Source organism: Lapillicoccus sp., assembly GCF_025353065.1.
In the GTDB taxonomy this organism is placed as follows: domain Bacteria; phylum Actinomycetota; class Actinomycetes; order Actinomycetales; family Dermatophilaceae; genus Lapillicoccus.
This window is the reverse complement of sequence record NZ_JANXRJ010000192.1, coordinates 1-13,301: the sequence shown is the minus strand read 5'-3', so window position 1 is coordinate 13,301 and position 13,301 is coordinate 1. Positions and strand designations below refer to the sequence as shown.

General features: G+C 72.3%; 11 protein-coding genes. 8 read left to right on the top strand and 3 right to left on the bottom strand.

Going from position 1 to position 13,301, the window contains the following annotated elements:
• The first annotated feature begins 33 nt into the window (after window positions 1–33).
• The 5 genes from fbaA (at window position 34) to Q0R63_RS14955 (ending at window position 5,266) form a co-directional block, all read left to right on the top strand.
• A complete protein-coding gene (gene fbaA, locus Q0R63_RS14975; protein ID WP_295698870.1) occupies window positions 34–1,059 on the top strand; it encodes a class II fructose-bisphosphate aldolase in 1,026 nt (341 codons plus the stop codon).
• The gene (locus Q0R63_RS14970) at window positions 1,056–1,463 is read left to right on the top strand and encodes a DUF3151 domain-containing protein (protein ID WP_295698868.1); all 408 of its coding nucleotides are present in this window, start codon (window positions 1,056–1,058) and stop codon (window positions 1,461–1,463) included. Before fbaA ends, Q0R63_RS14970 begins: the two co-directional genes overlap by 4 nt.
• A 237-nt stretch (window positions 1,464–1,700) precedes the next feature.
• Complete coding sequence (locus Q0R63_RS14965) at window positions 1,701–2,567, top strand: helix-turn-helix transcriptional regulator (protein WP_295698866.1); 867 nt, start codon at window positions 1,701–1,703, stop codon at window positions 2,565–2,567.
• A 100-nt stretch (window positions 2,568–2,667) separates the two neighbouring features.
• On the top strand, window positions 2,668–4,050 hold the full coding sequence (locus tag Q0R63_RS14960; protein WP_295698864.1) for an adenylosuccinate synthase: 1,383 nt from the start codon (window positions 2,668–2,670) through the stop codon (window positions 4,048–4,050).
• Between the two features lie 4 nt (window positions 4,051–4,054).
• A complete protein-coding gene (locus Q0R63_RS14955) occupies window positions 4,055–5,266 on the top strand; it encodes a glycoside hydrolase family 32 protein (RefSeq protein WP_295698862.1) in 1,212 nt (403 codons plus the stop codon).
• A gap of 67 nt (window positions 5,267–5,333) precedes the next feature.
• Here the strand turns inward: Q0R63_RS14955 and Q0R63_RS14950 are convergent, their stop codons facing one another.
• Window positions 5,334–6,179: a DUF3105 domain-containing protein gene (locus tag Q0R63_RS14950; RefSeq protein ID WP_295698860.1), complete on the bottom strand. Its 846-nt coding sequence runs from the start codon at window positions 6,177–6,179 to the stop codon at window positions 5,334–5,336.
• A 395-nt stretch (window positions 6,180–6,574) separates the two neighbouring features.
• Window positions 6,575–8,923 carry a UvrD-helicase domain-containing protein gene (locus Q0R63_RS14945; RefSeq protein WP_295698858.1) on the bottom strand — a complete coding sequence of 783 codons (2,349 nt, stop codon included), beginning with the start codon at window positions 8,921–8,923 and terminating at the stop codon, window positions 6,575–6,577.
• An 86-nt stretch (window positions 8,924–9,009) separates the two neighbouring features.
• Between Q0R63_RS14945 and Q0R63_RS14940 the strand changes: the two genes are divergently transcribed.
• A complete protein-coding gene (locus tag Q0R63_RS14940; protein ID WP_295698856.1) occupies window positions 9,010–9,681 on the top strand; it encodes a GNAT family protein in 672 nt (223 codons plus the stop codon).
• Here Q0R63_RS14940 and Q0R63_RS14935 read toward each other — a convergent pair.
• Complete coding sequence (locus Q0R63_RS14935) at window positions 9,623–10,717, bottom strand: helix-turn-helix transcriptional regulator (RefSeq protein ID WP_295698855.1); 1,095 nt, start codon at window positions 10,715–10,717, stop codon at window positions 9,623–9,625. The genes Q0R63_RS14940 and Q0R63_RS14935 overlap by 59 nt on opposite strands.
• 284 nt (window positions 10,718–11,001) lie before the next feature.
• Here Q0R63_RS14935 and purD point away from each other — a divergent pair, with 284 nt between their 5' ends.
• Both purD and Q0R63_RS14925 read left to right on the top strand, forming a co-directional pair.
• Complete coding sequence (gene purD / locus Q0R63_RS14930; protein ID WP_295698853.1) at window positions 11,002–12,300, top strand: phosphoribosylamine--glycine ligase; 1,299 nt, start codon at window positions 11,002–11,004, stop codon at window positions 12,298–12,300.
• A 3-nt stretch (window positions 12,301–12,303) separates the two neighbouring features.
• Window positions 12,304–13,227: a phosphoribosylaminoimidazolesuccinocarboxamide synthase gene (locus tag Q0R63_RS14925; RefSeq protein ID WP_295698850.1), complete on the top strand. Its 924-nt coding sequence runs from the start codon at window positions 12,304–12,306 to the stop codon at window positions 13,225–13,227.
• Window positions 13,228–13,301 lie beyond the last annotated feature (74 nt).

Genomic DNA, 13,301 nt, shown 5'->3' with positions numbered 1-13,301 from the left:
GACGCCACGTCCCCGTCTCGAAGGAGAGCACACATGCCCATCGCCAGCCCAGAGGTCTACGCCGACATGCTCGACCGGGCGAAGGCCAACGCGTTCGCCTACCCCGCCATCAACGTGTCCTCCTCGCAGACCCTCAACGCCGCCCTCAAGGGCTTCGCCGACGCCAGCAGCGACGGGATCATCCAGGTGTCGACGGGTGGCGCCGACTACCTCTCGGGCCACGGCATCAAGAACATGGTCTCCGGGTCGCTCGCGTTCGCCGCCTACGCCGAGCAGGTCGCGAAGAACTACCCCGTCAACATCGCGCTGCACACCGACCACTGCCCCGAGGACAAGCTCGACGGGTTCGTCCGGCCCCTGATCGCCGCGTCCACCGAGCGGGTCAAGAACGGCGGGCTGCCGTGGTTCCAGTCGCACATGTGGGACGGCTCGGCCGTGCCCCTGGAGGAGAACCTCGAGATCGCCACCGAGCTGCTCGAGCTCTGCGTCGCGGCCAAGATCGTGCTCGAGGTCGAGATCGGCGTGGTGGGCGGCGAGGAGGACGGGGTGGCCAACGCGATCAACGACAAGCTCTACTCCACCCCCGAGGACGCGATCGCCACGGCGAAGGCGCTCGGCCTCGGCGAGAACGGTTACTACATGACGGCGCTCACCTTCGGCAACGTCCACGGCGTCTACAAGCCCGGTAACGTCAGGCTCCGGCCCGAGGTGCTCAAGGCGGCCCAGGACGCCGTCCACACCGAGTTCTCCACGCCCGACGACAAGCCCTTCCACCTCGTCTTCCACGGCGGGTCCGGGTCGCTGCCGGAGGAGATCTCCGCGGCCGTCGACTACGGCGTCGTGAAGATGAACATCGACACCGACACGCAGTACGCGTTCACCCGGAGCATCGCGGGCTACATGCTGGCCAACTACGACGGCGTGCTCAAGGTCGACGGCGAGGTCGGCAACAAGAAGCTCTACGACCCACGCGCCTGGGGCAAGGTCGCCGAGATCGACATGTCGGCGCGGATCGGGCTGGCCTGCGAGAACCTCCGCTCGGCCGGGACCCACTCATGACCGACAACCTCCTCGGTATGCCGGAGACCCGCCTCCCGGTCGACCCCGCCGCCGCGCGGCTGGCCGGGGGAGACGACCCGGTGACGGTGGCCACGGCATACCCCGCGTCGTCGCTCGCCTGGGCGACCCTCGCTGAGCACGCCCTCGACGCGGACCACCCGGTCGAGGCCTACGCCTACGCGCGCACCGGCTACCACCGGGGCCTCGACGCCCTGCGCAGGTCCGGCTGGCGGGGCCAGGGGCCGGTGCCGTGGGCGCACGAACCGAACCGCGGGTTCCTGCGGGCGGTCGGTGCGCTGAGCCGGGCGGCGCGGGCGATCGGCGAGCACGACGAGGAGCAGCGCTGCGCGACCCTGCTGCGCGACTCCTCCCGCGAGGCCGCCGACGCCCTGGGCGTCGCCTGACGCGCGCTCTCCCCCCGGCGGGCACCGCCTGGGTCCGAGGAGAACGAGGAGAACGAGGAGAAGCCGGGGAATGGACCCCCGATAGTCCACTCCCCGGCATCGTCACCCCGAGCCGGGTCAGCCACCCCGAGCAGCTGATCCGTCGCCCTCGCCCTCCAGGCGATGGCGCCTGCTCATGAAATCACCTCGGCAAGTCGGGGTCTGTGGCTTTCCTGCCATTGGCCGTAAGATGCCACGATGAGCAGGTCAACGCGTCCGCATCCGGCCACCCCACGGTCCGACCTCGTGGACGAGGACCCCCGCTCGATCCTGGCCCGGGTCATCACCGGCGGGGAGACCCGGGCCCGGCAGGAGCAGGTCGACCTCGCCGAGGCGCGGCACGCGCTCGCCCGCCTCCAGGGGCCCGCCCGCGGGACCCCGGCCGAGGTCGCGAGGGTGACGCTCGAGGTCGCCCCCAGCCTGGTCAACAACCTGCTCGCCACGACGGCGGGGCTCCTGCGCAACCTCGTCATGAAGACCGACGCCGGTGCGGGAACCGACCCCGAGATGGACGCCTTCACCCGCGAGGTCATCGCCGGGGGCCGGACCCAGCGGACGCTCTACGACTCCGCCCTGCTCGAGAGCCCCGGAGCGCTCGCGCGCGCCCACCAGTACCGCGTCGCCGGCGAGGAGCAGCGCGTCATGGACCACGCGCCGACGGAGTACTGCGTCTTCGGGGACGAGGCCGTCGTCTGCGTGGAGCGCTGGGGCGACCCCGACTCCGACTACGTCCTGATCCGTGACCCGATGCTCATCGCGATGTTCACGACGAGCTTCGACCAGCTGTGGGAGCACAGCTTCCCCTTCCCGACCGAGCGGGGCGCCCCCGACGACGAGGACGAGCAGCTGCTCGATCTCCTCGTGCGGGGACTCAAGGACGAGGCCATCGCCCGCTACCTCGGCTGGAGCCTCCGGACGGTGCGACGCCGCGTGGCTCGGCTGATGGAGGACCTCGGGGCCCGGACCCGGTTCCAGCTCGGCGCCGAGGCCGTCCGTGCGGGTCGCCTCGGACCGCCGGCCGCGCAGGTGCACCGTGCGTCGTGGCCCCCGAGGCCCAGCCGGTAGGGTCGCCCTGCACCGGAGCTCCCCGGACGGACCCGGTGCCTCGCGTCGATCGCCCGTCGGACGAGCCGCCCCGACGGGAACGCAGTGGAGGTGTCAGCGGATGCCCGCGATCGTGCTGGTCGGCGCGCAGTGGGGTGACGAGGGCAAGGGCAAGGCCACGGACCTGCTCGGCAGCTCACTCGACTACGTCGTGAAGTTCAACGGCGGCAACAACGCCGGGCACACCATCGTCATCGGCGAGGGTGCGGAGGCGCAGAAGTACGCGTTGCACCTGCTGCCGAGCGGCATCCTCACGCCGACGTGCACGCCGGTCATCGGCAACGGGGTGGTCATCGACCTCGCCGTGCTCTTCGAGGAGATCGACGGCCTCGAGGCCCGCGGCGTCGACACCTCCAAGCTGCTCGTCAGCAATTGTGCGCACATCATCACGCCCTACAACCGCACCCTCGACAAGGTCACCGAGCGCTTCCTCGGCTCGCGCAAGATCGGCACGACGGGTCGCGGCATCGGCCCGACCTACGCCGACAAGATGTCGCGCACGGGCATCCGCGTGCAGGACCTCTTCGACGAGGGCATCCTCCGCCAGAAGGTCGAGGCGGCGCTCGAGTTCAAGAACCAGGTGCTCGCGAAGATCTACAACCGGCGGGCCATCGGCGTCGACGAGGTCGTCGGCGAGCTGCTGTCGTATGCCGAGCGCCTGCGCCCCATGGTCACCGACACCTCGCTGCTGCTGCAGCAGGCGCTGGATCGCGGTGACACGGTCCTGCTCGAGGCCGGCCAGGCCACCCTCCTCGACGTCGACTTCGGCACCTATCCCTTCGTCACGTCCTCCAACGCCACCGCCGGCGGCGCCTGCACCGGGTCGGGCATCCCCCCGACCCGCATCGACAGCGTCATCGCCATCCTCAAGGCCTACTCCACCCGGGTCGGCGAGGGTCCCTTCCCGACCGAGCTGCACGACGCCAACGGGGAGTTCCTGCGCAAGACGGGCGCCGAGTTCGGCACCACGACCGGCCGCCCGCGCCGGTGCGGCTGGCTCGACACGGTCGTGGGCCGCTACGCCACGCGCATCAACGGCGTCACCGACTTCGTCGTCACCAAGCTCGACATCCTCACCGGCCTCGACACCGTCCCCGTCTGCGTCGCCTACGACGTCGAGGGCACCCGCTTCGACGAGATGCCGGTCAACCAGAGCGACTACCACCACGCCCGGCCGATCTACGAGGAGCTGCCCGGCTGGTGGGAGGACATCTCCGGCTGCCGCAGCTTCGAGGAGCTGCCCACCAACGCGCGGGCCTACGTGGTGCGGGTCGAGGAGCTCATCGGCGCCCGGGTCTCCGCGATCGGCGTCGGTCCCGGTCGCGACGCGATCATCGAGCGGCACGACATGCGACCCGCCCGACCCATTGAGCCCATCTCACCCACTCCGCCCACCCCGCCCACCCCGCCCATCTCGCCCACCCCGCCCACCCCGCAGGCCTGACGCCGTGCCCGCCGCCTTCCACATCCGTCCCTCCCGGGGATGGCTCAACGACCCCAACGGGATGATCCACCGCGACGGCCGGTGGCACGTCTTCTACCAGCACAACCCGGCAGAGGCGCGGCATACCGACATCCACTGGGGCCACGTCTCGAGCCCCGACCTGGTGTCCTTCGAGGAGCACCCGGTCGCGTTCGGTCCGACCCCCGACGCGCCCGACGCCGGTGGCTGCTGGAGCGGGGTCTGCGTCGTCGACGGCGACCGGGTTGCCGCTGTCTACACCGGGATCCGCACGTCGGCCCTCGACAGCACCGTGTGCCTCCGGTATGCCGCGGACACGGGTCTCGAGCGCTGGTCGCCGCCCGTCGTGGTCGCCCTCCAGGAGGACGTCCCCGCGGAGGTGGGGCTGCGCGAGATGCGCGACCCGGTCTTCTTCACCGCGGCGGGTCGGCGCTGGGCCCTGCTCGGAGGCGGCCTCGCCGACGGCACCCCGGTCCTGCTGCTGTGGTCCTGCGACGACCTCGAGTCCTGGCGCTTCGAGCGGGTCTGGCTGACGGGCGCCGACCCCGTCCTCGCGGCCGGCGCCCCGGCCGAGATCTGGGAGTGCCCGCAGCTCGTCGAGGTCGACGGGTCGTGGGTGCTGCTCCTCTCGCTGTGGCGCGACAACCAGCTCGAGGGGACGGTGGCGGCCGTGGGATCGATGGGCGTCGACGCGCAGGGGCGGCCCGAGCTGACGCTGCGCAGCGCCGGCCGGGTCGACGAGGGCGGCGCGTTCTACGCACCCCAGGTCGCACTCGACCCGGACGGCCCGTGGCTGCTCGGGTGGGTGATGGAGTCCGGAGCGTCGGACGACGCCCCGGACGACGCGGTCGCCGGCTGCCTGACCCTGCCGAGGCGGCTGTCCGTGATCGACGATCGCGTTGTCTCCCATGCCGATCCGCGCACCCGCCGGCTGATCGGACCCGTCGCGCCCGACGCCCCGGGCGGCGACGGAGCCGTGCCCACCTGCGCGCACCTCGACGTCGAGGGTGACGCGACCCTGGTCGGGTCGCAGGGGCCGGTGGTCCTGCAGGCGGGCTCCGAGGCCTGGGTCGACGGAGACGTCCTCGAGGTCTACCCCCCGGACGGGGCGCCGGTCACCGTGCGGCATCCTCGGACCTCAGCCTGGGTGGTCGCGGCCGGTGGGCGGGTCACGGTCCGGCAGATCCTGACGGCCTGACAGATGTTGGCGTCCGACAGGGCGGTAGCCAGGGCAACCGACCTGCCGGACGCCGAGAACGGGTGCCTCAGCTGGCGGGGTTCGGGAGTGCCCCACCGTCGGTGGCGGCCTGCCCGCCCGTGGAGACGGGGACCCCGTCGACCGGCGACCCGGCCTCGGGAGTGTAGGTGGAGCTGGCGCGGAAGGTGTCGACGAACTTCTGCATCCGGGGGTCGTCAGCGGTGGTCAGCCGCAGCTGGTGTCCCCACGAGGAGATCACGATCGGCGTGGGAAGAGTGTTGCTCGCCCACGGGCTGAGGTCGACGTAGCGGTTGGACTGCCCGCTCTGGCCCACGGCCTGCGCCGGTTCGCTGATCGGCGACTGCTTCGTGACGAAGGCGGTGAGGGCGGTGACCTCGGCGGCGGGCAGGTTGGGGTCGTAGGTGATCCACACCGCCCCGTGCTCGAGGTTGTGGACGGCCCGTTCGCTCGGGATGGGCGCGGTGTAGACCCCGGCGTTCATCCAGGTGGCGCTGTGCGGTCCGCCGACGGGAGGGACGACGGCATACGTGACGGGGCCCTCGACGTGGTCGTGCTCGAGCGCGCCGGCGTGCGCCGAGCCGTCGCCGGGCCAGCCGGTCGTGTCCCAGGCGAGGACACCGGAGATCCCGGACGTGTCCGGGACCGAGGTCGGGGCCTGTTCGACCGTGGCTGCTCCGGTGGGGGTCGTCGGCAGGACCTGCGACGAGCTGCTCGCCGGTGCGGGACCCTGCCGGACGGCGACGCCGATCCCGACGCCGATCCCGGCGACGACGACGAGGGCGACCAGGCCGATGAGCAGCCGGGTCCGGCGCTCCCGGGCCTGCTGCTCCTGGCGCATCCGGGCCACCTTCGCCTGGCGGTCAGACGTCGCTTGCTGCTTCGGAGTGGCCATGACGAAAGGATAGGCGGCGCCGCTCCGACCGTGGCGTCCGGCAAGGCGGTGCGGCGCGACAGCACGAGTGGCGGACGTCATCGACGTCCCCGCGATCCATCAGACGCACTGGCGCTACGCGGTCGCCGCCTCCCTCCGCAGCAGCGTCGTCAACCTCTGCCGGTCGGCCCTGCGCCGCCGTCATGTCCGGGATGGCCGCGACGCGGAGAGTGGGAGATCACCTTCGACCGGGTGATCGTGGGCCGGCCCACCCAGAGCACGACGACCTACACCTACCGGGTGCCGGTCGGTGTCACGTCCGGAGCGGCACCCCGGCGGAGGCGCTTGGCAGGACGGTCTCGCTCCACACCGACGGTCAGGTCGTGATCGACGCCAGCGTCGACGGATGACCGGCGTCAGCGCAGGACCGTCATCCGGTGGGCAGCGCGGGTCATCGCGACGTAGAGCACCCGCACCCCACCGGGGGACTCGCGGGCGATCTCGTCGGGGTCGACGACGACGGTCGCGTCATACTCCAGGCCCTTGGTCGACATGGGGTCGATGACCTGGACGCGGCCCTCGCCCCGGCCGGCGAGGGGTAGCAGCGCCGCCCGGTGGCGGGCCGGCGTGATGACCGCGATGCTGCCCTCGACGTCGTCGACGAGGGCGTCGAGGGCGGCCGAGACCGCGGCGAACGGGTCGGCCCCGAGGGCGCCGTCGACGGGATGGATCCCCGTCTCGCGGACCGCCTGCGGGATGTCGGCGTCCGGCACGCTGACCCGGATCATCGCTGCGGCGTAGTCGAAGATCTCGCGGGCGTTGCGGTAGTTGGTGTCCATGTGGAACAGCGCGCGCGGCTGGGTGCCGAAGGCCTCCTCACGGGCGACCGCCGACTCCGCACGGTCGGGCCACGAGCTCTGCGCGGCATCGCCGACGACGGTCCACGAGGAGTAGCGCCCCCGCCGGCCGAGCATCCGCCACTGCATCGGCGAGAGGTCCTGCGCCTCGTCGACGAGCACGTGGGCGTAGTCCTCCGGCTTGCCCATCGCCCCGAGGAGCAGGCGGTCGCGGAGGTTCTCGGGAGTCGTGGTGTAGCCGCGTTCGACGACGTCGGGGCGCGCGACCGGCTGCACCTCGGTCATGCCGTACTGGCTGAGGTCCTCGATCTCCTCGACGTCGTAGAAGTCGCGCTCCTCGCGGGCCTGCGCCTGCACCGGCCCGAGCCGGGCGGAGAGGTCGTCGATGAGGGCGACGTCGGCGACCGACCACGACCCGGTGTCGAGAGCGGCCTGCATCGACGCGCCCAGCACCTCGGTCTCCTGCGGGCTGAGGAGGCCCGCGGCATACCGCTGGAGGCGGGTGGGGTCGGCCAGCCAGAGCAGCACCTCGCGGGGGTCGACCTGGGGCCACCACCCCGCCACGAAGGCCTCGGCCTCGCGAGAGTCCTCGAACTTGTCGATGAAGGTGGGCCGGTCACCGTGCCCGCTCTCGCGGAAGGCGAGGTCGGCGAGCAGCTGCACGACCGTCTCCTGCGCGAGGTTGCGCTGGTGCGAGCGGAGGGCTCGGCCGCGGACCTGCTCGAGCAGGCGCGGTGTCAGCCGGATCGCCTCGCCCGCGACGAACGCGCGGAACTCCTCCGGGGAGCCGGGGACGGTGTCGCGCGCGGCTCGGGCGAGGACCTGGCGGATGCGCAACGACCCCTTGACGGCCGCGGCCGCCGGGTCGTCGAGCCGCTCGGTGCTCACCACGTCGACGACGTCGCCGAGCGACCGCAGGGCGACGGTCTCCTCGCCGAGGGAGGGCAGGACCCGCTCGATGTATGCCGTGTAGGCGGCCGAGGGGCCGACGACGAGGATGCCGCCGGACTCGTAGCGGCGGCGGTCGGAGTAGAGGAGGTAGGCCGCGCGGTGCAGGGCGACGACGGTCTTGCCGGTGCCCGGCCCACCGGTGATCTCGGTGACGCCACGGGCCGGCGCCCGGATCGCCTTGTCCTGGTCGGCCTGGATCGTCGCGACGATGTCACGCATCTGCGTGCCGCGGCTGCGGGTGAGCGCCGCCATGAGCGCGCCGTCGCCGACGACGACGAGGTCGTCCGGCGGCTCGGGGACCATGAGGTCGTCCTCGACGCCGACGACGTCGGCGCCCTTGCACCGCAGGACGCGTCGCCGCAGCACCCCGAGCGGCTCGACGGGGGTGGCGCGGTAGAAGGGGGAGGCGGCCGGGGCGCGCCAGTCGATGACGAGCGGCTCGTAGTCGTCGTCGCGCACGCCGAGCCGGCCGATGTAGCGCACCTCGCGCTCGGTGGTGACGCGGTCGACGGTGCCGTTCGCCTGGCCGTTGGCCTCGGTCCCGAGCTGGTTCCCGACCTCGCTGTCGACGTGGGTGTTGTCGTGGTTGTTGTCGTTGTCGTGGGGGATGACGTGGTCGATGTCGAGGCGACCGAAGACGAGGCCTTCGTACTGGCTCTCGAGGGCGTAGCGCCGCCGGGTGGCGTGGAGGACGAGGGCGTCGCGCTCGAAGAGCCCGGTGAGCTCCTCGTCGCGGACCTCGCCGGAGCGGTCCGAGCGCCCCCGCGCCAGGCCGTCCGCCTCGACGAGCCCGGCCCGCTCACCCGCCTTGGCGAGCTCGGTGTAGACGCGGTCGACGTGCGCCTGCTCCACCGCGATCTCTCCCGCGACCTGCGCCGCGGAGGCCGCTGTGCTCCTGCCCGAACTCGTCACGCTGCCCGCCTGTCCCCTGTGGTGTTCCTGCGAAGCGATGGTCATGCGATGCGATCCCCACTCGACCTTCGGGCGATCTCCACGGAACCGGTGCCCCGCCATCCAAAGACAGACGAGTCTAGTCTGGCCGGATGGCTCCACCCGACCCGCGTCCGCCGACCGGGAAGCCGCTCGTGGGAAGGGTCGTGCGACTCGATCCCGTGACCCTCGCAGATGCGGACGGTCTCTTCCGCGTGCTGTCGGATCCGCTTGTCTACCAACAGGGTTTCCGGATGACAGAGCCCCTCGCCCACCCCGACGAGGCGGTGCGGTTCGTCGCCGCACAGCTCGCAGCGCGGCCGGGGCGCACGGCCTACACCGTCCGGCTGGTCGGCGACAGCGACCTGGGCCCGGCGGGCACCGTCGTCGGGACCTCCTCCCTGGGTGAGATCGACATCGAGAACGAGCACGTCCACCTCGGGTGGACGACCTACGGCTCCCGGTGGTGGGGCACCACGGTCAACCCCGAGGCCAAGCTGCTGCTGCTCTCCCACGCCTTCGACGACTGCGGCTTCGGGCGCGTGCGGATCCAGACCGACATCGTCAACGAACGCTCCCAGGCCGCCATCGCCAGGCTCGGTGGGGTGCGCGAGGGGGTCCTGCGCCGGATGGTGCGGCGCGCCGACGGGTCGTGGCGCGACACGGTCGTCTTCAGCATCCTCGTGGACGAGTGGCCGGCGGTGCGGACCGGCCTCGAGCGCCGCCTCAGAGCCAGCCCCGGTGGACCGCCTGGACCCCCGCCTGGAAGCGTGTCTCGGCGCTGAGACGGTCCATCAGGGAGCGGATCCGTCGCTCCACCGTCCGCTGCGAGACGCCGGCCTGCCGGGCGATCGAGGCGTCGGCGACGCCCGCCGCCATGAGCCGCAGGATGCGCGCGTCGCGGTGGTCGAGCTCGTCGGGGGACGCGGCGCCCCGCACGAGTGGGGTCGAGAGCTCCCAGAGACGCTCGAAGACGGCGATGGCCGCGAGGACCAGGCCCCGGGTCTGGACGAGGATGCCCTGCGGCCCTGGCGCGTCGATCGAGCTCCACTCGATGAGGCACGCCGTGTGGTCGACCACCACGAAGGTCATCGGCACGCGGGTGAGGAAGCGCTGCACCTCACCCCCTTCGGAGCGGGCGGCGAGGACGTCGAGGGCCCCCGGCAGCTCCAGCACCCCGGTGTCCCACACCGTCCGGTGCTCGATCCGCCGACCGTCGAGACCGACGCTCGGCTCGCGGTGCGACTCCAGCGGCGCGGCCAGGATCTCGTGGGTGCGGAGGGTGAGCCGGCGGGCCGACAGCAGCTCGTGCTGCGCGTTGGCGATGATGAGGTTGGTCTGTGCGCCGACGTCGTCGAGGTCGAGGAGCAGCTGCACCCCGGTGTCGGGGTCGCGGTCGCGGCTCCGCGCGCTGTAGTAGACCTGCGTCAGCTCGTGGGCGGCGGCCCGCACCTGGGTGGCGCGGCGTTCGAGGTCGAGCGCGTGCTGGGGGATGCTCGAGAGCGGAGGCGGCACGTCGAGCGAGCCGTGCGGTCCGAGGTGGACGAGGCCGCGGGCGTGGAGGACGCCGAGCGCCGGGTCGACGACCGCGGCGGGGATGCCCTGCGCGAGGAGCAGCTCGCGGGTCGGACGTTCCATCCGCAGCACCGCGAGGTAGACGCGGGTGGCCGCGCTCTCCACGGCGTTGTCGAGGAGGGACCCGGACAGCGGGACGAGGGAGCTGAACGCGACCAGGGGGCCGGGTGGGCCGGTGAGGTCACGAGCGTCGGGAGGGTCGGGCGGGTCGGGCGGCACCAGCGGGTCGACCGGTGCTGACGGCATGTGCTCTCCCGAGTGAGGGGCGCTGAGCGTGCGGGGTGGCGGATTACCGCCACTGACTGTACTCCGCCATTCCCTGGCTTTACTCCGAACCACGGATTTGCCATTGTTACCTCTGTCGACTCCGATCGGCGCACGCGAACCACCGTTCTGGGGACCTGTCCCGGTGACGTCGGGACGCAGACTGCGCGGTGTTCCCGGGTGAATGTCCCCCCTGCCTCTCGGGAGCACCGCGCTTCTGCGGCTCGCCGACCGCCAGGGTGGCGGGGACCTCTAAGGTGGCTGCCGTGAGGGTTCTCGTCATTGGTTCCGGCGCGCGCGAGCACGCGCTCGCCCGGGCCCTGCTGGCGGACGACGCGGTGGTGGCGGTGGTCGTCGCCCCCGGCAACCCGGGCATCGCCGAGCTGCCCGGCGCCACCTGCGTGGCGGTCCACGCGACCGACCCGGCGGATGTCGTGCGGGTGGCCGGTGAGCACGGGGTCGACCTCGTCGTCGTCGGACCCGAGGCACCCCTGGTGGCCGGGGTCGCCGACGCCCTGCGCGCCGTCCCGTATGCCGTGTTCGGCCCGTCCGCCGCGGCCGCCCGGCTCGAGGGCAGCAAGGCCTTCGCCAAAGAGGTCATGGCGGCGGCCGAGGTCCCGACCGCCCTCGCCCACGTGTGCACGACGGTGGACGAGGTCGAGGCTGCGCTGGACGCCCTGGGTGCGCCACACGTCGTCAAGGAGGACGGTCTCGCCGCAGGCAAGGGCGTCGTCGTGACGGACGACCGCGCGGCGGCGCTCGAGCACGCGCGCGCGTGTCTGGCCAAGGAGGGCGGGGCGGTCGTCGTCGAGGAGTTCCTCGACGGCCCTGAGGTCTCCGTCTTCTGCGTCACCGACGGTGCGACGGTCGTGGCGTTGCCCCCGGCGCAGGACTTCAAGCGTGTGGGTGACGGTGATGTCGGGCCCAATACCGGTGGTATGGGCGCGTATTCGCCACTCGACTGGGCGCCGGCCGATCTCGCCGACGAGGTCGTCACCCGAGTGGCCCAGCCGACGATCGACGAGATGCGGCGCCGGGGCACGCCCTTCGTCGGCGTCCTCTACGTCGGGCTGGCCCTGACCTCCCGGGGCCTGCGCGTGATCGAGTTCAACTGCCGCTTCGGCGACCCGGACGGCCAGGTGTCGGTCGCGCGGCTCCGGACGCCGTTCGGAGGTCTCCTCCACGCCGCGGCGACCGGGGTGCTGGAGAGGGTGGGCCCGCTCCGCGTCTCCCCGGAGCACGCTGTGGCCGTCGTCGTCGCGGCCCCGGGCTATCCCGCGTCGCCCAGGGTCGGTGGCGTCATCTCGGGGCTCGAGGTGGCCGAGTCCGTCCCCGGCGCCTACGTCCTGCACGCCGGGACCGCAGTCGGTCCGGACGGCGAGCTGATCAGCGCCGGCGGTCGGGTCCTCGACGTCGTCGCCACCGGCGCGACGCTGCGCGAGGCGCGGCACGCGGTATACCAGGCGGTGGGGCTGGTCAGCCTCGAGGGCTCGCACCACCGCACCGACATCGGTCTCGCGGCCGAGCGCGGCGACATCCGCGTCGCCGCCGTGGAAGGAGCCTGACCCGTGGTCTTCGACGCACCGGTGCTGCCCGGCTACCAGCACGTCTACAGCGGCAAGGTCCGCGACCTCTACGCGCCGCTGGGGCCGGGCGGCGAGCCGGCCGGCGACCGGCTGCTCCTCGTCGCGTCCGACCGGATGTCGGCCTTCGACTGGATTCTCGACACCCCCATCCCCGACAAGGGCACGGTGCTCACCCAGCTGTCCCTGTGGTGGTTCGAGCAGCTCGAGTCCGTCGTGCCCAACCACCTGCTCTCCAGCCAGGTGACCGACGTGCCGCCCGAGGTCGCGGGCCGCGCCGTCCTCGTGAGCAAGCTGGAGATGGTGCCGGTCGAGAGCATCGCCCGGGCCTACCTCACCGGCGGGGGTCTCGAGGAATATGCCCGGCTCGGCTCGATCTGCGGGGTGGCCCTGCCCGAGGGGCTCGTCGACGGCGACCGGCTGCCCGCGCCGATCTTCACCCCGACGACCAAGGCGCCCTTCGGCCAGCACGACGAGTCGATGACCTCGGGTGAGGTCGATGCGCTCATCGGCGAACCGCTGCGACTGCGGATCGAGGACCTCACCAAGCGGATCCTGGCCCGGGGCAACGAGATCGCCTCTGCGCGAGGCATCCTCATCGCCGACACCAAGGTGGAGTTCGGGCTCGTGCCGGGGGGTGATCCGGGTCTCGAGCCCGGCATCGTCCTCGCCGACGAGGTGCTCACGCCCGACTCGTCGCGGTTCTGGCCGGCGGAGGAGTGGGAGCCGGGGCACCCGCAGGTGTCCTACGACAAGCAGTACGTCCGGGAGTGGCTGACCTCGCCCGCGAGCGGGTGGGACCGCCATTCCGGCGAGGCGCCGCCGCCGCTGCCCGACGAGGTCGTCGAGCGGACCCGCGCGAAGTACGTCGAGGCCTTCGAGCGCATCACCGGCCGGGCCTTCGGCTGACGGCGACCCGCCCCGCCCCTCGCCGCGCCGGGTTGGGGTGGGGTGAAAACGCGTCGTATATGACGCGTTTTCAC

Excerpts from the sequence above, each read along its gene's own strand:
- Q0R63_RS14970 (WP_295698868.1), top strand. The coding sequence starts at position 1,056 with ATGACCGACAACCTCCTCGGTATGCCGGAGACCCGCCTCCCGGTCGAC.
- Q0R63_RS14935 (WP_295698855.1), bottom strand. The coding sequence starts at position 10,717 with ATGCCGTCAGCACCGGTCGACCCGCTGGTGCCGCCCGACCCGCCCGAC.
- Q0R63_RS14945 (WP_295698858.1), bottom strand. The coding sequence starts at position 8,923 with ATGACCATCGCTTCGCAGGAACACCACAGGGGACAGGCGGGCAGCGTG.
- fbaA (WP_295698870.1), top strand. The coding sequence starts at position 34 with ATGCCCATCGCCAGCCCAGAGGTCTACGCCGACATGCTCGACCGGGCG.
- Q0R63_RS14950 (WP_295698860.1), bottom strand. The coding sequence starts at position 6,179 with ATGGCCACTCCGAAGCAGCAAGCGACGTCTGACCGCCAGGCGAAGGTG.
- Q0R63_RS14940 (WP_295698856.1), top strand. The coding sequence starts at position 9,010 with ATGGCTCCACCCGACCCGCGTCCGCCGACCGGGAAGCCGCTCGTGGGA.
- Q0R63_RS14960 (WP_295698864.1), top strand. The coding sequence starts at position 2,668 with ATGCCCGCGATCGTGCTGGTCGGCGCGCAGTGGGGTGACGAGGGCAAG.
- Q0R63_RS14965 (WP_295698866.1), top strand. The coding sequence starts at position 1,701 with ATGAGCAGGTCAACGCGTCCGCATCCGGCCACCCCACGGTCCGACCTC.